The sequence below is a fragment of the Streptomyces apocyni genome (assembly GCF_009739465.1).
Classification (GTDB): Bacteria; Actinomycetota; Actinomycetes; order Streptomycetales; family Streptomycetaceae; genus Streptomyces; species Streptomyces apocyni.
This window is the reverse complement of sequence record NZ_WHOM01000034.1, coordinates 1-23,327: the sequence shown is the minus strand read 5'-3', so window position 1 is coordinate 23,327 and position 23,327 is coordinate 1. Positions and strand designations below refer to the sequence as shown.

The 23,327-nt window shown below is 69.3% G+C and carries 23 protein-coding genes and 1 pseudogene; 14 read left to right on the top strand and 10 right to left on the bottom strand.

The annotated features are described in order from the left end of the window. Positions 1–23: 23 nt before the first annotated feature. The 4 genes from GCN81_RS02625 to GCN81_RS02610 form a co-directional block, all read right to left on the bottom strand. Positions 24–1,142: a MinD/ParA family ATP-binding protein gene (locus GCN81_RS02625; RefSeq protein WP_156721787.1), complete on the bottom strand. Its 1,119-nt coding sequence runs from the start codon at positions 1,140–1,142 to the stop codon at positions 24–26. A gap of 66 nt (positions 1,143–1,208) precedes the next feature. Next, complete coding sequence (gene eccD, locus GCN81_RS02620; protein WP_156721786.1) at positions 1,209–2,561, bottom strand: type VII secretion integral membrane protein EccD; 1,353 nt, start codon at positions 2,559–2,561, stop codon at positions 1,209–1,211. Between the two features lie 62 nt (positions 2,562–2,623). Then, positions 2,624–2,878: a hypothetical protein gene (locus GCN81_RS02615; protein WP_156721785.1), complete on the bottom strand. Its 255-nt coding sequence runs from the start codon at positions 2,876–2,878 to the stop codon at positions 2,624–2,626. An 11-nt stretch (positions 2,879–2,889) separates the two neighbouring features. After that, complete coding sequence (locus GCN81_RS02610) at positions 2,890–3,372, bottom strand: HD domain-containing protein (RefSeq protein ID WP_156721784.1); 483 nt, start codon at positions 3,370–3,372, stop codon at positions 2,890–2,892. Between the two features lie 124 nt (positions 3,373–3,496). Between GCN81_RS02610 and GCN81_RS02605 the strand changes: the two genes are divergently transcribed. From GCN81_RS02605 to GCN81_RS02570, 8 genes are all read left to right on the top strand, one after another. Continuing rightward, complete coding sequence (locus GCN81_RS02605; protein WP_156721783.1) at positions 3,497–3,829, top strand: hypothetical protein; 333 nt, start codon at positions 3,497–3,499, stop codon at positions 3,827–3,829. A gap of 19 nt (positions 3,830–3,848) precedes the next feature. Further along, complete coding sequence (locus tag GCN81_RS02600) at positions 3,849–4,163, top strand: pore-forming ESAT-6 family protein (protein ID WP_156721782.1); 315 nt, start codon at positions 3,849–3,851, stop codon at positions 4,161–4,163. Between the two features lie 61 nt (positions 4,164–4,224). Continuing rightward, on the top strand, positions 4,225–4,665 hold the full coding sequence (locus GCN81_RS02595; protein WP_197287448.1) for a DUF6507 family protein: 441 nt from the start codon (positions 4,225–4,227) through the stop codon (positions 4,663–4,665). Continuing rightward, positions 4,662–6,974, top strand: coding sequence for a hypothetical protein (locus tag GCN81_RS02590; protein ID WP_156721781.1), 2,313 nt, complete (start codon positions 4,662–4,664; stop codon positions 6,972–6,974). The genes GCN81_RS02595 and GCN81_RS02590 overlap by 4 nt, the downstream gene beginning before the upstream one ends. 2 nt (positions 6,975–6,976) lie before the next feature. Next, on the top strand, positions 6,977–7,207 hold the full coding sequence (locus GCN81_RS02585) for a hypothetical protein (protein WP_156721780.1): 231 nt from the start codon (positions 6,977–6,979) through the stop codon (positions 7,205–7,207). A 237-nt stretch (positions 7,208–7,444) separates the two neighbouring features. Further along, on the top strand, positions 7,445–8,311 hold the full coding sequence (locus tag GCN81_RS02580; RefSeq protein ID WP_325065088.1) for an immunity 49 family protein: 867 nt from the start codon (positions 7,445–7,447) through the stop codon (positions 8,309–8,311). Between the two features lie 242 nt (positions 8,312–8,553). Continuing rightward, on the top strand, positions 8,554–8,934 hold the full coding sequence (locus tag GCN81_RS02575) for a hypothetical protein (RefSeq protein ID WP_156721779.1): 381 nt from the start codon (positions 8,554–8,556) through the stop codon (positions 8,932–8,934). Then, positions 8,928–9,518, top strand: coding sequence for a hypothetical protein (locus GCN81_RS02570; RefSeq protein WP_156721778.1), 591 nt, complete (start codon positions 8,928–8,930; stop codon positions 9,516–9,518). Before GCN81_RS02575 ends, GCN81_RS02570 begins: the two co-directional genes overlap by 7 nt. A 177-nt stretch (positions 9,519–9,695) precedes the next feature. Here GCN81_RS02570 and GCN81_RS02565 read toward each other — a convergent pair whose 3' ends face one another. Continuing rightward, on the bottom strand, positions 9,696–9,989 hold the full coding sequence (locus GCN81_RS02565; RefSeq protein WP_156721777.1) for a GntR family transcriptional regulator: 294 nt from the start codon (positions 9,987–9,989) through the stop codon (positions 9,696–9,698). Positions 9,990–10,653: 664 nt separating this feature from the next. Between GCN81_RS02565 and GCN81_RS31695 the strand changes: the two genes are divergently transcribed. Further along, positions 10,654–10,803, top strand: a complete 150-nt coding sequence (locus GCN81_RS31695; protein WP_197287452.1) for a hypothetical protein — start codon at positions 10,654–10,656, stop codon at positions 10,801–10,803. Positions 10,804–11,799: 996 nt separating this feature from the next. Here GCN81_RS31695 and GCN81_RS02550 read toward each other — a convergent pair. Next, entirely contained in the window at positions 11,800–12,969 is a 1,170-nt protein-coding gene (locus tag GCN81_RS02550; RefSeq protein WP_156721774.1) for a PP2C family protein-serine/threonine phosphatase, read from the bottom strand. 196 nt (positions 12,970–13,165) lie between these two features. Here GCN81_RS02550 and GCN81_RS02545 point away from each other — a divergent pair, with 196 nt between their 5' ends. Next, a complete protein-coding gene (locus GCN81_RS02545) occupies positions 13,166–14,437 on the top strand; it encodes a GNAT family N-acetyltransferase (RefSeq protein ID WP_156721773.1) in 1,272 nt (423 codons plus the stop codon). Positions 14,438–14,457: 20 nt separating this feature from the next. Here GCN81_RS02545 and GCN81_RS02540 read toward each other — a convergent pair whose 3' ends face one another. The 3 genes from GCN81_RS02540 to GCN81_RS02530 all read right to left on the bottom strand — a co-directional run bounded on the left by GCN81_RS02540 (position 14,458) and on the right by GCN81_RS02530 (position 16,488). Next, positions 14,458–15,267 (bottom strand): Fpg/Nei family DNA glycosylase, encoded by an 810-nt coding sequence (locus GCN81_RS02540; protein WP_156721772.1) that lies wholly within the window; start codon positions 15,265–15,267, stop codon positions 14,458–14,460. 104 nt (positions 15,268–15,371) lie between these two features. After that, a complete protein-coding gene (locus GCN81_RS02535) occupies positions 15,372–15,860 on the bottom strand; it encodes a ribose-5-phosphate isomerase (RefSeq protein ID WP_156721771.1) in 489 nt (162 codons plus the stop codon). Between the two features lie 43 nt (positions 15,861–15,903). Next, on the bottom strand, positions 15,904–16,488 hold the full coding sequence (locus GCN81_RS02530; protein ID WP_156721770.1) for a biotin transporter BioY: 585 nt from the start codon (positions 16,486–16,488) through the stop codon (positions 15,904–15,906). Between the two features lie 503 nt (positions 16,489–16,991). Between GCN81_RS02530 and GCN81_RS02525 the strand changes: the two genes are divergently transcribed. Further along, a complete protein-coding gene (locus GCN81_RS02525; RefSeq protein ID WP_156721769.1) occupies positions 16,992–18,425 on the top strand; it encodes an amino acid permease in 1,434 nt (477 codons plus the stop codon). A 194-nt stretch (positions 18,426–18,619) separates the two neighbouring features. Then, entirely contained in the window at positions 18,620–19,261 is a 642-nt protein-coding gene (locus GCN81_RS02520) for a superoxide dismutase (protein ID WP_156721768.1), read from the top strand. Positions 19,262–19,381: 120 nt separating this feature from the next. Here the strand turns inward: GCN81_RS02520 and GCN81_RS02515 are convergent, their stop codons facing one another. Beyond that, positions 19,382–20,044: a mycothiol-dependent nitroreductase Rv2466c family protein gene (locus GCN81_RS02515; protein ID WP_156721767.1), complete on the bottom strand. Its 663-nt coding sequence runs from the start codon at positions 20,042–20,044 to the stop codon at positions 19,382–19,384. A gap of 137 nt (positions 20,045–20,181) precedes the next feature. Here GCN81_RS02515 and pepN point away from each other — a divergent pair, with 137 nt between their 5' ends. Together pepN and GCN81_RS02505 are read left to right on the top strand one after the other, a co-directional pair. Next, positions 20,182–22,800, top strand: a complete 2,619-nt coding sequence (pepN, locus tag GCN81_RS02510; RefSeq protein ID WP_156721766.1) for an aminopeptidase N — start codon at positions 20,182–20,184, stop codon at positions 22,798–22,800. Between the two features lie 278 nt (positions 22,801–23,078). Next, a pseudogene (locus GCN81_RS02505) lies at positions 23,079–23,327 on the top strand (hypothetical protein); the annotation flags it as partial.

Below are 23,327 nucleotides of genomic sequence, written 5' to 3'. Positions count from 1 at the left end.
TGTCGCTGTCGGGTCTCGGTCGCTCAGCGTCGTCGCTGGGAGAGTTGGAGTGCCTCGGCGGCGATGCGGGTGGCCGCTGTGCGGGTGGAGTGCGCCAAGCGGTCCGTGCTGATCGCGCCACCGGCGGCCAGATGCCGGTCGTACGGGAGGAGTTGGACGCTCGCGCCGGTGTCGCGTAGCTGCCCGGCGGCCTTGTCCAGGTCGACGCCGCCGTGCGGCACGGACTGGGTGAGCACGACGACCGTTCCGGCGACGATGTGCGGGGGCAGTCCGGTCATCCACTCCAGTACGGAATGGGTGCTGGCCACGCCCTCCAGGGTGGCGGGCGCGACCAGGACGCGGGCCTGGGAGGCGGACAGGGCGGTACGGGCCACTTCGGCGGGCAGGGTCTCGCAGTCCACGACGGTGATCCCGAAGTAGCGACGCAGCGACACCATGACCTTTTCGTACGCCTTTGTGTCGAGCATCGCGCCGACACGGCCCTGGCTACCGGGCAGCAGCCAGGCGTTGTCGGGGAGTTGGACCAGGTAGCCGGTGATGTCGAGCAGGGACATCTGCGGCTCGACGATGGCGGCGACGTCGGCGGTCGTCCAGCGCAGGGCGTCGGCGCCGAGCCTGAGCGGCAGCGTGCCGAGCGCGGGGTCGGCCTCGACGAGCAGGACCGGGTCGTGCCGGTAGTGCGCGTAGGTGGTGCCGAGCAGGGCGGCGACGGTGGACTTGCCCGCGCCGCCTCTGATGGAGGTGACGGCGATCTGCCGCCCGGTCGTGACGGGCTGCTGGAGCGCTTCGGCGACGCTCGACGCTTCGGCGACCTCGCGGGCGGCGGACGAGGAAACGGTTCGCCGCAGGGCTCGCAGGGTTCGGGTGACGAGCGGCTCGCCGTGGCGGGGCTTGCGGGCGGTGGCGGTGAGGGCGGGGGGCAGGGTGGGGCGGGAGTTGGGGGTGGGGTGGGGAGTGGCGGGGGCGATCGGGGCGGGTGGGCCGGCCTCGATTGCGGGGGCGCGGGTACGGGGTGCCTCTGCGGTCGTCTGCGCGGGTGCGGGGGCGGGCAGTGCCGTGGGTGTCACGGGTATCGCGCCCTGCGCCGTCGCCCCCGTCAGGTCGCGCAGGACGTCACCCTGCCAGTTGTCGCCGTTCGGCATGTCCCGTCCTACTCCCTGCTTCGAAGGGCCCAAGCGGCCCAGGGGCCAAGGCTTCTAGGGGCGCGCTCAAAACGTGTCGAGCAGCTGCCCGTACACGCCGAAGACGCCGACGGCGAGCGGGAAGAGCCCCACCACACCGATGGACTCGACCAGGTCGGCGATCCGCCGCAGCCTGACCCGAAGATGTTCGGGCGGCTGGACCGCCAGTACGAGCAGCGGCAGTACGGCCGCCGCGCACAGTACGGCGAGCGGCCCGACCCCGTCGTCGTACCGCATCCAGAGCATGACCAGCCGCACCACCAGCACTGCGGCGGCGGCGAACAGCGCCACCACCTCGGCGACCAGCGGGAACGCTCGCGCCCTGGACAGCAGCACCACCGCTGTGAGCACCGCGAGCGGCACCGTCCAGCTGGTCGGCTCCGCGAGCGTGAGCAGCCACCCCGCCGCCGCCGCGGAGCAGGCCGTGACGAGGGTGGCGAGGGCCAGCCCGCGGTGGGTCGCGGCCAGCGCGTTGCCCACCTGGTGGCGGCTGACCGAACTGCCCGCCGAGCGCCGGTCGTCGATGCCGGTGAGCCCGGAGGCCATCAGCGCGAGCCGCGGCAGCGTCCCGAGGAGCACGACGGACACCACGGCCATCGCGGCCCCGAGCCGGGCCGGGTCGGACTGCGCGGCGGCGGCCACCTCCCAGACGCCGGTCATCGCGGCGACCGCCACGGCACCGACGAGCCCGCCCCGGCCCAGCGGCGTGAAGAACCCGAGCAGCAGCAACGTAAGGAAAAGGGCCGCCGCGACGGCGGCGAGGCGTGCCGCGCCCGACCAGTCGTACGCGTCCGCACCCGTCCAGGCGGCGAGCAGGCCGAGCACCCCGGAAGTGAGCACCAGCGCGGCGGCAAGCCCTCGGTTGCCTCCGCCGACCTTGGCGACCAGCGCGCCGACAGCGGCGACGACGAGCGTGACCGCGAGCAGGCCTCCCGCGACCGATGCGAGCGCGAACTCGCCACGGGCGAGCAGTGCCGCGATCACCGCGAAGACGACCGTCGTCACCGCCGCGCACACCCGGCGCGCGGCGGACCGCCAGCGCCAGGCCCGCAGGTCGAGGTCGTCGGCGACCTCGTCGGTGACGTCGTGCACGACGGGGGCCGGGGGCGCGGCGTGGGCGCGTACGAGGCGGAGTACCGCGCCGTCCGCGACCTCGGCGGAGGCGAGTGTGCTGTCGTGCGGAAGTACGGAGCCGTCCGTCGTGATCAGTTGCCGGGTCATGGGGCGGGACGCCGCCCGGTCGTCGAGCAGTTGCAGGATGTCCGGGAGCAACTGCCCGATCGGCGCGTCCGACGGCAGCACGATGTCCGCCCGCCGCCGCTCGCCGACGAGGGTCACCCGGCTCAGTTGCGCACGGGAATTCGTTACTGTGCTCACCACTTGCGGGAACCTATCATCGCGAGACTGAGACGCCCTTTGGCCCGATTCACCTGATATGCCAGCTACTTGACCTGCTGTTGCTGCTGTTGGCGCTCCTGCTGCTCAGCCTTCTGCTGGGCCAGCATGTCCTGGACGAACGACCAGCCGACGCACCCCGCGCACAGCACGGCCGCGATGGCGATCCCGGCGAACACCTTCCCGAGCCGCTCGTCCGCGCTGCGCCGGGCCCGCTGCGCTCCGAAGAGCAGCGCGTCGCGCAGTCTGCGTCGGCGTACCGACACGGACTCCAGGAGCTGGCTGTCGTAATCCCGCGCCACGTACGTGCCCCCTACTCCCCATCCGCGCCGTCCTCGCCGCCCTCGCCCGGCAGCCCGAGGTACTGTCGCATGGCCGCGTACTTCCGCTTGAGCCGCATCCTGGTCGGCTCGTCGTCGAGCGCGGCGAGCCGCGCCGGGTCGGCGTTGTGCGCGAGGTCGGCCTCCTTGACGAGCAGGGCCCCCGGTGTCGCGAGAATGCGCCGCGCATACGCCTGCGGTTCCTCCCCGCTCTGCTTGGTCAACGCCCGTACGACGTCCTTGGTCCGCTGAGACAGCGCGGCCCCTTCGAGCCACTCCTCGCTCAACGCGCCGTCCTCCACAGCGTCGTGCAGCCAGGCGGCGGCGATCTGCTCCGCCGTCCCGCCCCGTGCGCGTACGCCGTCGGCCACGGCCGCCAGGTGCTCGGCGTAGGCGCGACCGGCCTTGTCGGTCTGCCCGGCGTGCGCGGCACGTGCGATGGCCTCGACCTCGGCCAGGGTCAGCTGTACCACGATGTCCTCTCAGTTCACCCCGCGTAATCACCTAGGCTTCATTGCGTAGGGTACTCATGTGCGGCATGCGAACAGTGTGACTGACTAGGTGCCGCCGCAGGACTGAGACATGGGGGTGGGTTGCCGTATGAAGTTCGACATGGGTGCGACGGTGTTGGCGAGTCTGCAGTCGCAGTCGCAGGGGTCGAGTACGGATCTGGGGTTGCTGATCCGGCAGTTGATCCGGGCGGCGGAGCCGTTGGAGGGCCGCTTCAACGGAGCGGGCAAGGTCGCCTTCGACCAGTTCAAGAACAACTCGGATGAAATCACAGCGGCGTTGAACGGTTCGCTGGCAGCACTGCTGGGCGGCCAGTCAGGGATGGACGCGGCGTTCGGCTCGGGCCAGCAGGAGTCGGCGGACAACGCGCGCTCCAGCATGGCCGCCGCGAACTTCGACGCCGCCCGCTTCGGCGGCCGCTGACCCAAGGAGATTCATCGTTATGGCGAACGCAGGCGCAGACCGCAACAGTTACGACACCAACGCGTCCTCGGACGCGCAGCTGAACATCCAAGCCGTGATCGGCCAGTTGGAACGGGTGATCGCGGACCGGGACCGGCAGGTGAAGGCGGCGATGGCCGACTTCCAGGCGGACGGGGTCTCCGAGGAGTACCACGGCAAGGAACTCCGCTGGAACCGCGCCTCCAACGAGGTCCGCTCCATCATCCGACTGCTGAAGTCGACGCTGGAGAAGAACGACGGCACCGCGCAGCAGACCATGTCGCGGGCCAAGGCCGCAGTCGACGGCATCGGCTGAGCAGCCGCCAGAGGGCGCGGGGAAACGTTTCGGCGAAGAGGCGAATAGGGGTACGCGGGGCATGACGGGGTGGGACATCAAGCAGCAGGGTGTTCTGGGGGTACTGAAGACCACGGCTGAGGCCGCCGGGCGGCTGGAGAAGGCGGGCTCGGCGATGGTGACGCAACTGGCCGACGCCGCGGTGTCGGCGGGCACGGTCGTGCAGGGCAGCGAGTACCAGCCGGTGCAGGGGCCCATGCCCGTGGGAACCCCCCGGGAGGGGGCGCCGCTTGGGCCGGTGGCCGCCGCGCTGAACGAGTACGTGCAAAAGCGCCAGAAGACGATGACGTTCATGGCAGAGCGGACCGCGAACAGCGTGAGCGGCACGGTCAAGGCCATGAACGCCTACAACGAGGGCGGCCAGGAGATGGCCAAGAAGGCCCAGAAGGCCCAGAGCGACGCCCTGCTCACGCCCGAGACCGACAAACTCGGTCCCCAGCAACCGCCGACGGGCCGCCGATGAGCGGCAAGGACGCCGTCGACCCAGCAGAGATACCCAGGTTCACCGGGAACCTGGCCCAACTGGAGCAGAACATCAAGCAGTTGGCCGGGTCCGCGACCGCGATGCGGGACGCCGGGACCGGCGTGGACAAGACCTTCGGCGGACTGTCGGCCTACTACCAGGCGCCCGAGGCGGAGCAGTTGTTCGCCGCCACCGCCCCTGTGGCGGCCACCGGCGAGGACTTCCACGACGAACTCCAGACGATCTCCAAGGCACTGGCCACCTATGCGAGCGAGATCCGCCCGCTGATCGCGAAACTCGAGGAGCTACGCCGACAGGCGGCCGCCTTCCGTGCCAGCATCGCGGACGACGCCCACTGGAAGGACGACGGCGGCAAGACCGACGAGAACAACCGACGGCTCAACGAGGTAACCGCCACCTGGAACGCCTTCACGGCCGCCGAGCGGGCCTGCCACTCCAAGATCGTCACCCTGGTCGGCGGAACCCCGCTGACGGTGAACGACGGGTCCGAGCGGGAGGGCATGTACGGCTTCCGCGCCGAGGACCTCGCCGGGGCCAAGGGCCTCCCCTGGGGCGACCCGGTGCAGGAGTCCATCCGAGGCTGGGAGATCCACCGCTACATCAAACGTGCGGTGTGGGACGGCTTCATCATGGACGGCGTCGTGGGCACCTTCAAGGGCCTGGGCACCCTGGTCGGCACGGACGGCTGGGACGCGGCCGGGGAGGCCTGGAAGGGCCTGGGCAAGCTGGGCACGGGCCTCGCGATCACCCTCACCCCGGGCCTCGGCGCCGCCTACCTGACCGCCCCCGACGACAAACTCCCCTCCTGGCTCCGCGAGTCGCGTACGGCGATGAAGGAGACCGGCAAGGCGATGGTCGCCTGGGACCAGTGGGGCACCAACCCGGCCCGGGCCGCAGGCGCGACGACCTTCAACGTCCTGACCACGGTCTTCACGGGCGGCGTGGGAACCGGCGCGAGCGCCGCCGGAAAGGCCTCCATGGCAGCCAAGGCGCTCTCGGCGGCGAACAAGGCGAGCCGGATCGTCGACCCCACGACGTACATCATCAAGGGCGCGAGCGCCGGCATGGTCAAGATCAGTGACGTGATGGCAAGCCTGAAGGGAGTCACCAACGGCACCTACGTAGAACTCGCCAACACGTCCTACAGGATCGCCGAGAACTCCGCCAGGGCCGAGAAACTCCCGGAGGGTGTGACCCCGGAAAACTCCGTCCGCATGGAAACCCCCGAGGGCAAGGTCGTCTACTACAACGTCGAAACCCGCAAAATCCACCACACCGACGGCACTATCAGCAGCGCCGTCATCCCGCACGAGCCCTCCGCCGCAACTCGAGCCGCGGCCCCCGACCGGCAGTTGGTCGGGGCACAAGTCGGCGGCGACGCGGCAGGCGTGGCACGAGGTGGCGACGGACTGCCCGGGCGCCTTACCAACAACGTGCGCGGCGGCGCCTTGGACGACAACCTGCCGGGAGGCCGCGGCCCTACCGCAAGCCACGGCCTTTCGGGCGGCAGCGCGCCGGACACGCTGCCCGGCCGTGCGAATGGTCCGGGCGGCGGAGGTCTTGGCCGGACCGGTGACGACGCCGGTCGGACAAGCGGCAACCTCCCCGGTGCCAGCACCGATGACCTGACACGGGGGCCGTCCGCGAACCAGGAACCGCCTGTCGGCCCACGTGGGGACAGCGACGGTACGGTCGGTCCACATAGCGACAGCCCGGGTGACTACGGAGATGGCGCGAACAGCGGAAGCCACGGCGGCCCAACGGGCGCCAACGGCGGTACGGGGAGCGCGGACGGCCATGCGCCAGGTCAGCACGGTGGGACAGTGCGCCCGCCCGACAACGGCAGCGTCCGTAGCTACATGAAATCGGAGGAGTGGGCAGAGGAAGCCTACGATGCGATCCGAACTACGGACGATGCCACGGCAATGGCAGAGCATCTAGGTGACGTGCCGCGAATCGATGGGGGAAGGGGATTTTCGCGAGCAGAGATCGAAGAGATCAAGCACCATGTATTCAATGCGGAGCATCCACTTGCGACCGTCGATGGCGGAATTGTCCACGCACGCTATGATCCGAACCCCGACATGGCAGAGGCATGGATTCGCTTGAGGTCCGGAAGGCATACCGAGTCTGATCTGCTTCTACTGGAGCACGAGCTCGCCGAACACCGCTACTACCAAGCTCACCCCGGTTCCACCTACGCAGAAGCGCATGCGGCGGCAACAGAAGTCGCCGACTGGAGTAGCGTCAGGACACCTCCCGCAAGGGAAAACTATGCCTGGGAGTAAAGATGGCACTGTACGCCAAGATTGAGAAACTACAGGAAGACGAGCAGCAAGTTCGCTACAAGTACACGGATATCAAGGGCCGCGAGCGGACGATGCTGCTGAATAAGGAGACTGAAACAACTTCATCCGAAGACGGCGACGAGGACATGCTGTACCGTGCCGTCGCCAGGAAGGTCGCGATCGCGTGGGTGCGAGAAGGTATGGCCCCGGAAACCCTCCTGGTTCAGTCCTGAGAGTTCCTACCGTCACCTCCTCCTACAACTCAGTCGGATTGCCACCACGCGTGGCTCAGGCCGGTTGAACAACCGCCCAACGAACCGGTCAGCTTGGACAGTTCCGTGTCCCACCCAGCCATCTGCTCAGCCGTCACACCCATCATGCCCGGTCAACGAACGTGACATGCCACGGTTACAAGATCTCCGGCTGTAGTACTGGAGCACCTCAAGATTTACTAGAGGAGAGACTCAGTGGTGACGAGCGTTACCCGTCATGACTTCCCCAGCGATAGCGTTACGGCTGAGGGCAACACCGCGCGCATCGAGAGTCTCGGCCGGATGCTCGACCGGATCGAGGAATCGGAGATGTCCCGTTCCCGGGTCCTGAGCAGCACGCTGAACGTGGCCAAGTCGTACTGCGCGGACGACCCACGGGGGGCAGAGTTCCCAACCTGGGAGGCATGGGTCACGGCCATGCAGACTGGCTCCGCGCTGTTCGCCGCAGGCACAGCGACCGAGGGCCCTGTGCCGTGCCGTATCGGGAGCCACGGTGAGGTGAAGAACCTCCCTGCGACCGGGCCTCAGCCCTACCTGCACGCAGGAGCCTGGGTCACCTCCTTCTACCTAGCGGCGATCTGCCGCGAGAACGAGCGTTTGGCGCAGCTGGCGCAGGTGCCCGTCTCCTTCCTCCGCGAGTCGGGGGCAGAATTCGACGAGTACATCTACGACTGGGTAGAGACCCTGCAGAACTTCTGGTTCGGTCGACAAGACACCTGGGACAAACTCGTCGCCGCCGTCAACGGCACCGCCCCAGCGGTGGCCCGGCATGCGGACACGGAGCTGATGCTGAAGATCCTGTACCCGCCACTCAACATTTTCTACCGCTATCTGCGCCGGGAGCAGGCGGAGTTCAACGAAGCGCTGGCCGAATCTCTCAGGTGGCACAAGGAGTACTGGACCACAGACGAGGAAAGGTCCCTGAGTAGCGACGGCCTGGTCGCGCTCGGCCCCCTGGCCATCGCCTGTCTGGCCCATGATGCCGACATGCCGATCGACGTCGAATCCGACTACCTACCGAAGGCACTGCTGGAGTACGCCTGGGTGGGCGAGATCGACACCTGAGGCTCACGCCTCCTTCAACCACCGCCGCAGCGCGGTGGTGTGGGCTAGCTCGACACGTAAGCGACAACAGCTTTGCAGGGCAGAGGATGGACAGGAGCACCGTGCGGATAGGTCGACCAGCTCGGCGGAAGGCTGGCTTCACGGGGGCGGGCGCATTGCTCATCCTCGTGACGGGGTGCGGTGGGGGTAGCGGGGGTTCCAACTCCGATACACCGTCAGCCGAGGCCGCCGCCGCACGGACGTTGCCCCTGCAGACCACCCCCGAACAGGTCACGTTGACCAGTCGCGAGGAGAAGGACCGTACCCTCCGGGTCACTCCGAAGAGCCTGACCCTCGGTTCGGAATCGGATCTCAGTCATCTGGGGCTCGACGTCAACTTCCAGCACGACCGGCCGTACTACCTCGCGGTCGCCTTCACCAACACCGGACCGGACACGCTCGATCGCCCCGACCTCGGCGGCTACCTCTACCTCGCCGGACCGACGAGCTCACGGAGCAAGGCGGTCCTGCTCGCCGACGCCACTCCTGCCTCCGCCTCGGACCTGCCGAAGCAGTGCCGGAAAGGAAACCCCGCAGAGCTCGCTGCCGGGAAACCGCGGAAGTCTGCGCTCTCGTCATGCTGACCAAGCACAAGGAGCCCGCGTCCGTCTGGTACGACGCCCCGGGAGGCGACCCGGTCTCCTGGAAGGCGGGAGACACGAAGGACGACAAGGACGACGCCTCCGAAGCGAGCAAGGCGCTGCCGATGGGCGAACCCGCCAAGGCCATCGGCACGGACAGGTCCAGCTGTTCCATCCCGATCCCGGTCACACCGAAGAGCGTCCGCGCGGGGAGCCTGGCCGATCTCAGCAAGTTCGACCTGACCAACGATCAGAAGAAGGCCGTTCCGCACTACGTGACGTTCGAGTACCGAAACGACGGGGAGAACGACCTCTACCCCGGCATGCAGGACACCGTAAAACTACAGACCACCAACGGGCTGACCGTGGGAGGAGCGCCAGCAATTGAGATCGGCGGGCCTGGGGTCAAGCAGTGTCCGCACTCTGTCCCGAACGACTTCGTCAAGCCGAACGCCACAGTCACCCAGTGCTCGATCCACTTCCTGCCCAAGGACGACCGCCCCGCCACCATTTCGTTCCTGGGTGGGGGACACGCCCAGGAAGACATCGTCTGGAAGGCGCCCACCGGGGGCCGAGAAGCACAGTAGGTCACAGCCGCGACTGGCGGTGTGGTGCGGGCGGGGGCGTCAAGGCGGCCGATCAGGGGCCCGATTGTCTCTGTCGCGCACCGGCTGGAGACTGAAGCTCGACGTCCCCAGGTCCAGCAAGGCGATAGCCGTAGGGGCGATCACAGCGCCCCCTCCGACGCGAACGTGAAGGTGCCGTCAATCGACGGACTCGTCGGCCTCCGGCGTCTCGGTGGACGGGGGAGCGTCGGGCACGGCGACAACGAATACGCCCTTGCCCTGGACGCCCTGAACGGTTCCCTCGGCCGCAAGTACGTCAATGGCGGACTTGATGGTGCGGCGGCTGATCGCACCGCCCGTCTCCTGCTCCAGTTCGTGGTGGGAGGGAATGCGGCGGCCAACCGGGATCTCCCCGCGTCGGATGCGCTCGCGCAGCACCGATGCCAGCTGCAAGTACATCGGGGTGATGCTCTCCCGGTCGATCTCGATCATGACTCGGAGCGTAAAAGGTCAACCCATCACAGCATAGGGCGGGTTAGGACGAGAGAAGACGTTCCAAGACGTACCAAGTTGGCGTAAGGTCGGGGGACGAGAGCAGACCCCCGCGACGGCGTTTGGGAGACGGCCGTCCGGGGGCGTGGCCACCAACCCCATGGAGGTTGATGACAGTGCGCATTATCCACGCGTTGTTGAGTTGGGTGGCGGTGAAGTTTGGCCCTCGTCCGTACGGTCGTCACCGTTGCCGCCCGACGCCTGGTCCCTCGCCCGAGAGGTCGGCGCGCCCCCTCGGGCCCATTTCCGTCGCGCTCCCCCGATCCCCATACGGGCTGGACCTACCGATCGACGGTGCCGAGACGGCCTTGGTGCGTCCGTATCTGGCTGCCGACGAGCAGCGGCAGCGGCGGCTCGCCCTCGTGCTCGCGGCCGACTTCGGGATCGACCTCGACACCCACGTCCTGTACGGGGTGGGGGTGGTGTGATGGATGCCGTATCGCAGACGGGCGGTGATTTGTGCGCGGGGTGCGGCACGGCGCAGGGGCCGTACGCGACCGTCACCAGCGAGACCGGCGACGGCCAGGTGCGTCACCGACTGCTGTGTCAGCCGTGCGCAGCCACCTCACAGCGCCCAGTGCCGCGTGTGTGCGTGCGGTGCGCCGTGCTCACTACGACCCCGGTGGTCGTCTCCGAGGTGCACCAGAACTCGGGGCCCGGCTTCAGCGTCTACGCCTGCCCCGACTGCGCGGCGGTCCTGCCGCCCACACCCGACGTGGTCACCCTGCTGCCCGCCTCCGGAGACGGACGGTGAACGGGCTGTCGGCCGAGTGCACGCTCGCCCGCCACCCGGAGTACCAGGGCCTGCACCACGACTGTCGCCAGACCCGAGACGTCCCCCTCCCCCACGGGATGGGCGTGCTGCTGACACCTCGCTGCCCGTGCGCCTGCCACGGGCCGGTGAGGGGCAGGTCGGGGAGTAAAGGTGCGACTTGAGACACGACAAGCCAGACAAAGAGGGCAGGTTGCTGTCTCAAAGTCTCCCCTTACCCCCGACTGAAGCAGGATGGGCCGGTCGGCCTCCCGGCCGGGGCCTCGCCCCACCACCCGCGACCGTCCCCGACCTGCAGCCGCTCAGCCGGGACGGCACCCGCCATCAACTCGTGCGCACCGGTGGCCCCCACCCGCCGCAGACGCTGAGCCGGTGTCGGACCACCCCGCCCCTCTCGTGCGCCCCAACAACCAGTCCGCGGTCGGCGGTCAAACGCGCGCCCCTCCCGAGGCCGGACCGCTGCCCCGTTTTTGGGCCGCCCGGTGTACCTCGCCCTCGCGGGTCCGGGACGGGTGTCAAGGGTGGAGCGACAGCGGAATCGGCGGAGCCGACGCGACCGAAGGGAGCGCCCTTGACGCCCGTCCCGGACCTGCCACCATCGGACGGACCGGGCGGCCGCCGGTGCCTACTCCGGTACTGGGCAACCAGGACACCGCCCCGCCCCGCCCCAACACCGAGCACGCCAGGGGGTCGGGCCTCCGTTAGCATCGCTCGCGGCTTCCGCGATCTAAGGGGTGCTTGGGCGTTGCTGATCGTTTATGGGGTGCTGGGGGTGCTCGTGCTTGTCGCGCTTCGGTTTAAGACCGCGCCCGTGCGGGCCGCCTGGGCGGTTCGGCGGGAGGAGTTGGCGCGGCGGGCTTCGCCTCGCGTGGCCAGGTGGTTGCGGCGCAGGTGGGTGTTCACCAGTACCGTGCTGACCGTGGTTGCCGTGGGGTGGGTTGTGTACCGGGTGACCGGGTGACCTAATCCCGGGCAGAGCTACGCGTCTCGCGACAGCAAGAGCAGGGCGCGGTCGTCGTTGACGTCCTTTGCCACCGCTTCGATCAGGTGCCAGGCGGCGCCTCGGAAGCCGCCCGCGACGTAGCGGTCGGCCTCGCCGGTGAGGCGGTCTATGCCCTCGGCGATGTCGCGGTCGGAGGTCTCCACCAAGCCGTCGGTGAAGAGGAGCAGTACGTCGCCGGGGCGCAGGGTGCCCTTGACCGGGTCGAACTGGGCGCCGTCGTACACGCCGAGGAGGGGGCCCTCGGCGGACTTCTCCTCCCAGCGTCCGGTGCCCGCGTGCAGCTGTATCGCGGGTGGGTGGCCTGCGGTGAGGAGTTCGTAGTCGCCGGACTCCAGGTCGAGAGCGAGGTGGATGGAGGTGGCGAAGCCCTCGTCCCAGTCCTGGCGGAGCAGGTAGCCGTTGGCTGCGGGGAGGAAGGCGTGCGGGGGCAGCGAGCCGAGCAGGCCGCCGAAGGCGCCGGACAGGAGCAGGGAGCGGGAGGCGGCGTCCATGCCCTTGCCGGAGACGTCGGTCAGGACGATCTCCAGGGTGCGGCCGCCGTTCGTACGGGCGGCCACCACGAAGTCCCCCGAGAAGGACTGGCCGCCCGCCGGGCGCAGCGCCATCTCGCGGTGCCAGCCGCTCGGGAGTTTGGGCAGCTTGCTCTGTACGCGGATGCGCTCGCGCAGATCGAAGAGCATGGTGTGGCCGCGCCGCCAGGGCACGCCGACTCGGCTGCGGAACTGGGCGATGAGCAGCCCGAAGAAGCCGCAGGCGGCGACGGTCAGGACGACGCCAGGGGTGACGCTGTCATGGCCCTCCGTGTAGGGCCCGAGGTGGACGGACTCCAGGATCAGCGCCGCGCCGACCGTGGCGTACAGGCCGAGCAGGCTGGCGGGGCGCAGCAGCAGGCCGCCCGCGACGATCGGCAGCACGAGGAGTGCGGGCGAGAACCACAGGGGCATGGCGAGGGTCCCGGCGGTGATCGCCGGGACTGACAGCAGCAGCCCGGCCAGGGCTACCCAGTCGGAGCCGTCGCCGCGGAAGTAGTCCACGCCGGATCTGCGCAGCGCGATACGCGCCCGGTGCACCCGCTTTCGCAGCCGGGCCGGGACGGTGTCGGCTTCCGCGCGGTTACCGCGACCGCGCCGTCGTGCTCGTGCCATTGCCTCTGGACCCTATCCACCCGCCGGGCCGTCGCGCACAGGAGGTGCCGGTTGTCCCCTTCTGGGCCTCTACGGAGCCGTCGGCGGGCTGTCGGCGGGCCATCGGCGGGGCCGTCGGCGGTCTGGGTGGGCGCCGGGCTCGCGGCCTGCGGGAATTGGCTCGCTCGGGGCGGCGGCGTACTGGTAGGCATGGCCTATGACGGTGGATGGGCGAGTAGGCGATGGACGACTAGACATAGGCGTGCTTGATCCGGGTGACTGGGATGCCTGGTTCAGCAATCTGGAGCTGGCGTTCGGCGGGATCAGAGAAGATGACGAGAATCGCGGGTTCGATCGTGCGGCGACCGTCCCTGAGCGGTCGCTCGTCGTCCGGGATGGGCCGAAGGGCGGGGCCGAAATCGTCGCCGGTGCCGGGTCCTTCCCGTTCCGGCTGACCGTGCCTGGCGGCGCCCTCGTGCCGTCGGCCGGGGTGACGATGGTCGGCGTGAAGCCCACCCATCGGCGGCGCGGTCTGCTCAGCGCCCTGATGCGGCGGCAGCTGGACGACGTACGGGCGCTGGGTGAGCCGCTGGCCATCCTGACCGCGTCCGAACCCGCGATCTACGGCCGCTTCGGGTACGGGGCGGCGACGCAGCAGCTGATGGCGGAGATCGAGACCAGTCGGGTGCGGCTGGCCGTGCCGGACGGGACGGATGACGTACGGCTGCGGTTGGTGCCGCCCGCGGAGGTACTGGACGCGTGTGAGGCGGTGTACGCACGGCTGGTGCCGGGGCGTCCCGGCATGCTCGCGCGGGTGGCGCCCTGGGAGCGGCATGCGCTGATCGACCCGGCCGAGGACCGGGGCGGCGCGTCGCCGTTGCAGTGTCTGGTGGCCGAGCGGGCGGGTGAGATCGTCGGGTACGCGCGGTTCCACGTCAAGCCGGACTGGACGTGGACCTCCACCCACGAGGGCACGGTCCAGCTGCGCGATCTGGACGCACTGGACCCGGCCGCGTACGCCGCGCTGCTGCGGTACCTCCTCGACCTGGACCTGATCTCGACGGTCCAGCTGCGGAACCGGCCTGTCGACGACGCCTGGCAGCAGATGGTGTCCGATGTGCGGCGGTGCAATGTGCGGGTGCGGGACTCGTTGTACGTACGGCTGGTCGAGGTCGGGGCCGCGCTTGAGGCGCGTACGTATCAGACGCCGGTGGATGTGGTGTTCGACGTCGAGGATGACTTCTGCCCATGGAACGCCGGGCGCTGGCGGCTGACCGGTGACGCCAAGGGCGCGTCCTGTGAGCGCACCGAGGACGCGGCCGATGTGGCGCTGTCCGTACGGGAGTTGGGCGCGGCCTATCTCGGTGGGGTCTCACTGGTGTCGCTGGCGGCGGCCGGGCGGGTGCGGGAGCTGCGCGGCGGGGCGGTGGCTCAGGCGTCGGTGGCGTTCGGGTCGGCGGTCGCGCCCTGGCTGCCGCACGGTTTCTGACCGTCGGACGGTCAGCACTGTCAGCGCCGCTGGCAGGTGGGGCACCAGAAGAGGTTGCGGGCGGCGAGATCGGCGGTGCGGATCTCGCCGCCACAGATGTGGCAGGGCTGGTGGGCTCTGCGGTACACGTACACCTCGCCGCCGTGGTCGTCCACGCGCGGCGGGCGGCCCATCGCCTCGGGGGTGTGCTCGGGCCGTACGGTGTCGATGCGGTTGAGGCGTACGCCCTCGCGCATCAGGGCGACGAGGTCGGTCCAGATCGCCGTCCACTCGGCGGGGGTGAGGTCGCGGCCGGTGCGGTACGGGTCGATGCCGTGCCGGAACAGCACCTCGGCGCGGTAGACGTTGCCGACGCCCGCGATCACCTTCTGGTCCATGAGCAGGGCCGCGATGGTCGTACGGGAGCGGGAGACGCGGTGCCAGGCGCGGTCCGGGTCGTCCGCGTGACGAAGCGGGTCGGGGCCGAGGCGGTCGTGTATCGCCTGCTTCTCGGCGTCCGTGATCAGGGCGCAGGTGGTGGGGCCGCGCAGGTCGGCGTAGGCCGCGTCGGTGCGCAGTCGGAGCCGTACGGTGTCCGTGGGCGGCGGCGCGGGGGCCGTACCGAACCCCAGCTTGCCGAACAGGCCAAGGTGGATGTGCACCCAGCCGGTGTCGGCGAAGCCGAGGAAGAGGTGCTTGCCGTGGGCTTCGGCCTCGGTGAGGCGCTGGCCGTCCAGCAGGGCGGCGCTGTCGGAGAACTTGCCCTGGGGGCTGGTGACGCGGGTCGCCTGGTCCAGGAAGCGGTCCCGGTGGTCGGCCGCCAGGCGGTGGATGGTGTGCCCCTCAGGCACGAGTCCTCCTCGTCACGTGTGCTACCAGCCCAGCCCCCAAGGGGTTCAGACGGCTCCTACTTCAGACAGCCCTTACTTCAGACGGCCCCTACTTCAGACGGCTCTTACTTCGGCTGCGGGTGGTGGGCCGGGATCGCGGGGAGCTCGCCGGTGGTCTCGTACGCCGAGAGCATGTCGATACGGCGGGTGTGGCGCTCCTCGTGGGAGTACGGCGTCGCGAGGAAGATCTCCACGAACTTCACCGCCTCGTCGAGGGTGTGCATCCGGCCGCCGATAGAGACGACGTTGGCGTTGTTGTGCTCGCGGCCGAGCGCGGCGGTCTGCTCGCTCCAGGCGAGGGCGCAGCGGACGCCCTTGACCTTGTTCGCGGCGATCTGCTCGCCGTTGCCGGAGCCGCCGATCACGATGCCGAGGCTGTCGCTGTCGGCGGCGGTCCGCTCGGCGGCGCGCAGGCAGAACGGCGGGTAGTCGTCCTGGGCGTCGTAGATGTGGGGACCACAGTCGACGGGGTCGTGGCCGTTCGCCTTGAGCCACTCGACGAGGTGGTTCTTGAGTTCGTATCCGGCATGGTCGGAACCGAGGTACACGCGCATGGTCTGAGTGTGGCATGTCCGGGGGCGCGTGGCCGCGCCCGGGTCAGCCGCGGCGGCCGACCAGCTTCCAGGCCGTGGGCAGCGCGCCCATCGCCAGTGCCACCTTCAGGGCGTCCCCGATCAGGAACGGGACCAGGCCCACGGCCACCGCCTTGCTCAGCGACATCCCCGTCGCGAGCATCAGGTACGGGACGCCGACCGCGTAGATCACCAGAGAGCCGACCGCCATGGCACCCGCCATCCGCACGACGGAGCGGTCGGCTCCGCGTCGGGCCAGGGCGCCCACCAGCGTCGCGGCGAGCAACATGCCGATGACATAGCCGAGCGACGGTATCGCGGCGCCGGACTGGGCCTCGGCGAACCACGGAACGCCCGCCATGCCGACCATCAGGTAGATACCGAGCGACAGGAAGCCGCGGCGGGCGCCGAGCGTGGTGCCCACCAGCAGAGCCGCGAAGGTCTGCCCGGTGACCGGCACCGGCGAGCCGGGGACGGGCACGGCGAGCTGGGCCGCGATACCGGTGAGCGCGGCGCCGCCGAACACGAGCGCGATGTCCCGGGCCCGGGTGGCGGGCAGCAGGTCGGCCAGCACCTGGCCGGGGCGCGCGGTGAGGGCAGCGGTGGTCATACGGACTCCAGGTTCATCCGGATTCCGGATTCCGGGCGCGGGGACGCCTGCGAACTCCGAGGGGCGGGTGGGGCGAAGCGGGAACGAAGGGGGAACACCGTGACGCTACCGACCGGCGGTCATCCGATCACCATCAGCCGCCCACAAAGCGGGGCTTGAGGACTTGGTGGGGTGTGCACAAAGGGAAGGGAGTATGCGCGAGGCGGGGAGGGCGGGGCGTGATGCTCGTCACTGGGGGCTAGACGCATGCTGCCCTTTTTGCGTAGATGGCTTTCTGCGGGCGAGACTGTGGAGTCTCGCCAAATCCCTGAGAGCGCGCCATCACCACCATGCACGACACCCCCGCCGCCACGACCGCCACCCGCGCGGGCGGTCGCGTACGGGCGCGCGCACTCTGGGTCACCGCTCCGTCCGGATATCGGTCACCCCTGACGCCTCGCCGAACGCGCGTCGCACACTGACCGCCCTCGCACGCCATCTCACGTACTGGACACGTCACCCCCATGACTCGGACAACCCTCACTTCCGAGGCAGTTGACGGCAAGAAGGACGCCCCGGCCTCCTCCAGCCCCAGCGGTTCGCCGCTGTCGAACGGCCTCAAGCAGCGCCACCTCTCGATGATCGCCCTGGGCGGCGTGATCGGCGCGGGACTCTTCGTCGGCTCCGGCGCGGGTATCGCCATGGCGGGCCCCTCTATCGTCGTCGCGTACGCGATCTCCGGGCTGCTGGTGATGCTCGTGATGCGGATGCTCGGCGAGATGTCGGCCGCGAACCCCTCGTCGGGCTCGTTCTCCGCGCACGCCGAGCGCGCGATGGGCCCCTGGGCGGGCTTCACCGCGGGCTGGGGCTTCTGGGTGCTGCTCTGTGTGGCCGTCGGCCTGGAGGCCATCGGCGCCGCGAAGATCGTCACGGGCTGGCTGCCCGGCACGCCCGAGTGGGCCTGGGTCGCGCTGTTCATGCTGGTGTTCTGTGCCACCAACCTGGCCGCGGTGAAGAACTTCGGCGAGTTCGAGTTCTGGTTCGCCGCGCTCAAGATCGGCGCGATCGTCCTCTTCCTGGGCCTCGGCATCCTGGCGATCACCGGCGTACTGCCCGGCTCGGATGCCCCCGGCCTGAGCAACCTGACCGGCGACGGCGGCTGGCTGCCCAACGGCAGCGAGGGGCTGATGCTGGGCCTGCTTGCCTCGATCTTCGCGTACGGCGGTCTGGAGACGGTCACCATCGCGGCGGCCGAGTCGGAGAACCCCGTCCAGGGTGTGGCCAAGGCCGTGCGTACGGCGATGTGGCGGATCGCCATCTTCTACATCGGCTCGATGGCGGTCATCGTCACGCTGGTGCCCTGGGACGACCCGGCGGTCAAGGACAAGGGCCCCTACGTGGCCACCCTGGACCACCTGGGCATCCCGGGCGCGGGCCAGATCATGAACGTGGTCATCCTGATCGCGCTGCTCTCCGCGATGAACGCCAACATCTACGGCGCGTCCCGCATCACCTACTCGCTGGTCGAGCGTGGGCAGGGCCCGCGGGTGCTGAGCCGGGTCAACGGCGGGGTGCCGCGGCTGGCCGTACTCGCTTCGTCGCTCTTCGGTTTCGTGTGCGTGCTGCTCAGTTACTGGCGCCCGGAGACGATCTTCACCTGGCTGCTGAACATGATCGGCGCGATGATCCTGGTCGTCTGGATCTTCATCGGGGTGTCCCAGCTGATCCTGCGCCGCAGGAACAAGGAGCAGCTCGTCGTACGGATGTGGCTGTTCCCGTACCTGACGGTGGTCGCCCTGCTCGGCATGGTGGTGATCTTCGTACTGATGGCGCGGGAGCCGGACACCCGGGTCCAGCTGTACTTCACGGGCGGGCTGGTGACGACGCTCGCGGCGCTGGGATACGCGCACCAGAAGGGGCTGCTGGGGCGGCTGGCGGCGAAGATGTCGCGCCACTGACGCGCCACTGGCGCACCACTGGCGCGCCGCTGACACATCGCTGACGCGCACGCGCAGGCTCTCGGGGCCCTCGTACGGATGACGTTCCGTACGAGGGCCCCTTTTGGCTGCCCTGGGCCGCCTTCCGGACATTGCTGCTGGTAGCGTGCACTTGCAAGTTGATTGCAATAAGCGCTCGGAGGGGATCGATCCTTATGGCCGTCTACACACTTCCGGAACTTCCTTACGACTACTCCGCACTCGCTCCCGTGATCAGCCCGGAAATCATCGAGCTGCACCACGACAAGCACCACGCGGCGTACGTGAAGGGCGCGAACGACACGCTTGAGCAGCTCGCGGAGGCGCGCGACAAGGAGACCTGGGGGGCGATCAACGGCCTGGAGAAGAACCTGGCCTTTCACCTTTCCGGCCACATCCTGCACTCCATCTACTGGCACAACATGACCGGCGAGGGCGGCGGTGAGCCGCTGGCCGCCGATGGCGTGGGCGACCTCGCGGACGCCATCGCCGACTCCTTCGGCTCGTTCGCCGGTTTCAAGGCCCAGCTGACCAAGGCCTCGGCGACCACCCAGGGCTCGGGCTGGGGCGTCCTCGCGTACGAGCCGGTCAGCGGCCGTCTGATCGTCGAGCAGATCTACGACCACCAGGGCAACGTCGGACAGGGATCGGTCCCGATCCTGGTCTTCGACGCCTGGGAGCACGCCTTCTACCTTCAGTACAAGAACCAGAAGGTCGACTTCATCGAGGCCATGTGGCAGGTCGTCAACTGGCAGGACGTGGCCAAGCGTTACGCCGCGGCCAAGGAGCGCGCGAACACGCTGCTGCTCGCCCCCTGACGCCCCTACTGCGTCCTGCTCGTGATCGTCTTCTCAACCTTCACCGGGCAGGCGGATGAAACGGAAGCCCCCGCGAGGACATGACTCGCGGGGGCTTCTGCGTGATGCGAAGGCGGGCTCTTACAGGTTGCTGAAGTCCGGGCCCTTGGTACGGGTGCGCTTGAGTTCGAAGAAGCCCGGCACCGACGCCACGGCCAGCGTCCCGTCCCAGAGGCGGGCCGCCTCCTCGCCCTGCGGGGCCGGGGTGACGACCGGGCCGAAGAACGCGATCTCGGTGCCATCGGGGCCCGGGACCGAGATCACCGGGGTGCCGACCTCCTGGCCGACCCTGTCGATGCCGTCCTTGTGGGAAGCCCGCAGCTCCTTGTCGTACCGCAGCGAGTCCCAGTGGTCCAGGAGCGAGGCGGGCAGACCGACCTCCTCCAGGGCGGCGGCGACGCCTTCCTTGGTGACACCCTCGCCCTGGTTGTGTATGCGGGTGCCGAGCGCGGTGTAGAGGTCGCCGAGGATCTCCTCGCCGTGCTCCTCCTTCGCCGCGGTGACGACGCGGACCGGACCCCAGGCCGGGCCGCCGGGGAGCATGTTCTCGCGGTACTCCTCGGGGAGCTGGTCCAGCTTGTCCTCGTTCAGCACTCCGAGGCTCATCACATGCCAGCGCACCTGGACCGGGCGCACCTTCTCGACCTCAAGCATCCAGCGGGAGGTCATCCAGGCCCAGGGGCACAGGGGGTCGAACCAGAAGTCGGCCGTGACCTTGTCGCTCGACGGTTGGGCGGCAGTCATGTTTCTCCTAGCGTCGTAGTGGCTGCACGCGGGAACGCCGCCCCGGGCGCGGGCATTCCCGGATACGCGCCGTCAGCGCCGCATGGCAGGATCGTAGGCGTTCGCACATACGTCATATCAGTCACAAGGGAGTGCCTGTGCCCGGTGAGAACCTGTCCCGCGACGAGGCCCGCGAGCGGGCCGCGCTGCTGTCCGTCGACGGGTACGAGGTCGCGCTCGACCTGCGCTCGGCGATCGGCGGAGCCGACGGCGAGGGCGGCGAGGGTGAGCCGCGCACGTTCCGCTCGGTGACGACCATCAGGTTCCGCTGTGCGGAGCCGGGTGCCACCAGCTTCGCCGACCTGATCGCCCCGAGCGTGACGGCGGTGTCCCTGAACGGACAGGACCTCGACCCGGGCGCCGTCTTCGACGGCTCGCGCATCGCCCTGGAGGACCTCCGCGAGGAGAACGTCCTGGTGGTCGACGCGCAGTGCGCCTACAGCCGCACCGGCGAGGGCATGCACCGCTTCGTCGACCCGGAGGACGGCGAGGTCTACCTCTACACGCAGTACGAACCGGCCGACTGCCGCCGGGTGTTCGCCAACTTCGAGCAGCCCGACCTGAAGGCACCCTTCCGCTTCGAGGCGCGGGCGCCCGAGGGGTGGACGGTGTGGAGTAACGGGAGCGGTGAACTGACGGACGGCGTGTGGCGTTTCGCCGAGACGAAGCCGATCTCGACGTACATCACGGCCATCGTGGCGGGCCCATACCACCATGTGACCGACCACTACACGCGGACGTTCGACGACGGTACGACGCTGGAGATCCCGCTCGGCGCGATGTGCCGCAAGGGGCTTGCCAAGCACTTCGACGCGGATGACGTCTTTCTGGTCACCAAGCAGGGCCTTGACTTCTTCCACGACCACTTCGACTACCCGTACCCGTTCGGGAAGTACGACCAGGCCTTCGTCCCCGAGTACAACCTCGGCGCGATGGAGAACCCGGGCTGTGTGACCTTCCGCGAGGAGTTCATCTTCCGCGGCAAGGTGACCCAGGCGGCGTACGAGCGCCGGGCGAACGTGATCCTGCACGAGATGGCCCATATGTGGTTCGGCGACCTGGTCACCATGCGGTGGTGGGACGACCTGTGGCTCAAGGAGTCGTTCGCCGATTTCATGGGCTCCTTCTCGATGGTGGAAGCCACCCGCTTCACCAACGGCTGGATCACCTTCGCCAACAACCGCAAGGCCTGGGCGTACCGCGCCGACCAGCTCCCGTCGACCCACCCGGTCACCGCCGACATCCGCGACCTCCAGGACGCCAAGCTCAACTTCGACGGCATCACCTACGCCAAGGGTGCCAGTGTGCTGAAGCAGCTGGTGGCGTACGCGGGTCAGGACGCCTTCCTGGAAGGCGCCCGGCGGTACTTCAAGCGGCACGCGTACGGCAACACCCGGCTTGAGGACCTGCTGTCAGTCCTGGCGGAGACCTCCGGGCGGGACATGGCCGCCTGGTCGCGGTCGTGGTTGCAGACTGCGGGGGTCAACTCGCTGACGCCGGTGGTCACCTATGACGCGCACGGGCTGATCACGGAGCTGGCCGTGCTCCAGGAGGCCGCCGACTCCGCTGCATCTGAACATGCGGCTTCGCCGCGTGGCGAACTGCGCCCGCACCGGGTCGCGGTGGGGCTCTACCACCGCGACCCCGACGGCGACCTGGTGCGGTACGCGCGCGCCGAGGTGGATGTGGCCGGACCACGTACAGTCGTCTCGGAGCTGGCGGGTTCGGTGCGGCCTGACCTGATCCTGGTCAACGACGACGATCTGACGTACTGCAAGATCCGCTTCGACGAGCGCTCACTGGCCACGCTCCGGGGCCACCTGGGCGAGATCACCGACCCGCTGGCCCGCGCGCTGTGCTGGTCCGCGCTGTGGAGCCTCACCCGGGACGGGCTGATGCCCGCGCGTGACTTCATCGACCTGGTGCTGCGGTTCGCGGGGCGCGAGACCGACATCGGGGTGCTGCAGATGCTGCACACGTGGGCGCGGACGGCGCTGACGCACTACGCGGCGCCCGAGTGGCGTGAGCGGGGCGCTGAGCTGGTCGCCGAGGGTGCGCTGACCGAGCTGCGGGTCGCGGAACCGGGCAGCCAGCACCAGTTGACCTGGGCGCGGTTCTTCGCGGCCGTCGCCTCGTCGCCCGCGGACCTGCAATTGCTGCGGGGGCTGCTGGAGGGCACGGCGAAGATCGACGGGCTCGACGTGGACCAGGAGCTGCGCTGGAGCTTCCTGGAGCCGCTGGCGGTGCACGGTGCGGCGGACGAGAGCGTCATGGCGGCGGAGCTGGCCCGGGATGACACGGCGTCCGGTAAGCGGCACCAGGTGCGGTGCCTGGCCGCGCGTCCTTCGGCAGCCGTCAAGGCGCAGGCCTGGGCGCAGGTCGTGGAGTCGGACGCGCTGTCCAACGCGCTGGTGGAGGCGACGATCGCGGGGTTCGCGCAGCCGTCCCAGCGCGAGTTGGTCGCGCCGTACGCCACGGCGTACTTCGACGCGATCGAGCGGGTGTGGGCCTCGCGGTCCATCCAGATCGGGATGCTGGTGGTGCGGGGGCTGTTCCCGGCGTTGCAGGACGACGCGGCGACGCTGGCGGCGGCGGACGCGTGGCTTGCCACGCACCAGGACGCGGCGCCCGCGCTGCGGCGCCTTGTTCTGGAGTCGCGTGACGATCTGGCCCGCGCCCTGCGGGCGCAGGGGTGCGACGCTGCGGCGGCGGTGTAGTTCCGGGCGCCCTGTGCGGGGCGAGGGGGCGGGGCGGGGCAGTGTGTCGGGTGCGGGTGCGTTGTGGCTTGTCGCGCAGTTCCCCGCGCCCCTTCTGTTGTGGTTGAGCTCGCGGATTCCCCCGCCCCTTCGGGATGTGCGGGGGCCCGTGAGTCACTCGGATGGGGGTGGGGCTTTCGGCAGTCGAACGTCCGTCCTTTAGTGCGGGCTTGTCCCGTTCTGTCGACGGGACGGTAACAGCGGTTAGCAAGGAGCTCGAGGGCGGGCATCTCCGGGTCATGAACCACAACACCCCGCTCTCCCCCCGCCCCCTGCGCCACCTCACCGGCGCCCAGCGCCAGGTCCTGACCGGGTCCCAACTCCGGATCCACGGCGTCTCCGGAGCCGAGATCGACGACGCCTGCCGACCCGGCGGGCCCTGGCAGCAGCTCCTGCCCGGCGTCTTTCTGCTCCGCCAGGGCCCGGCCACCAGCGAGGAGCGGCTGCACGCCGTGCTGCTGTACGCGGGGCGGCCCCCGGTCAGCGCG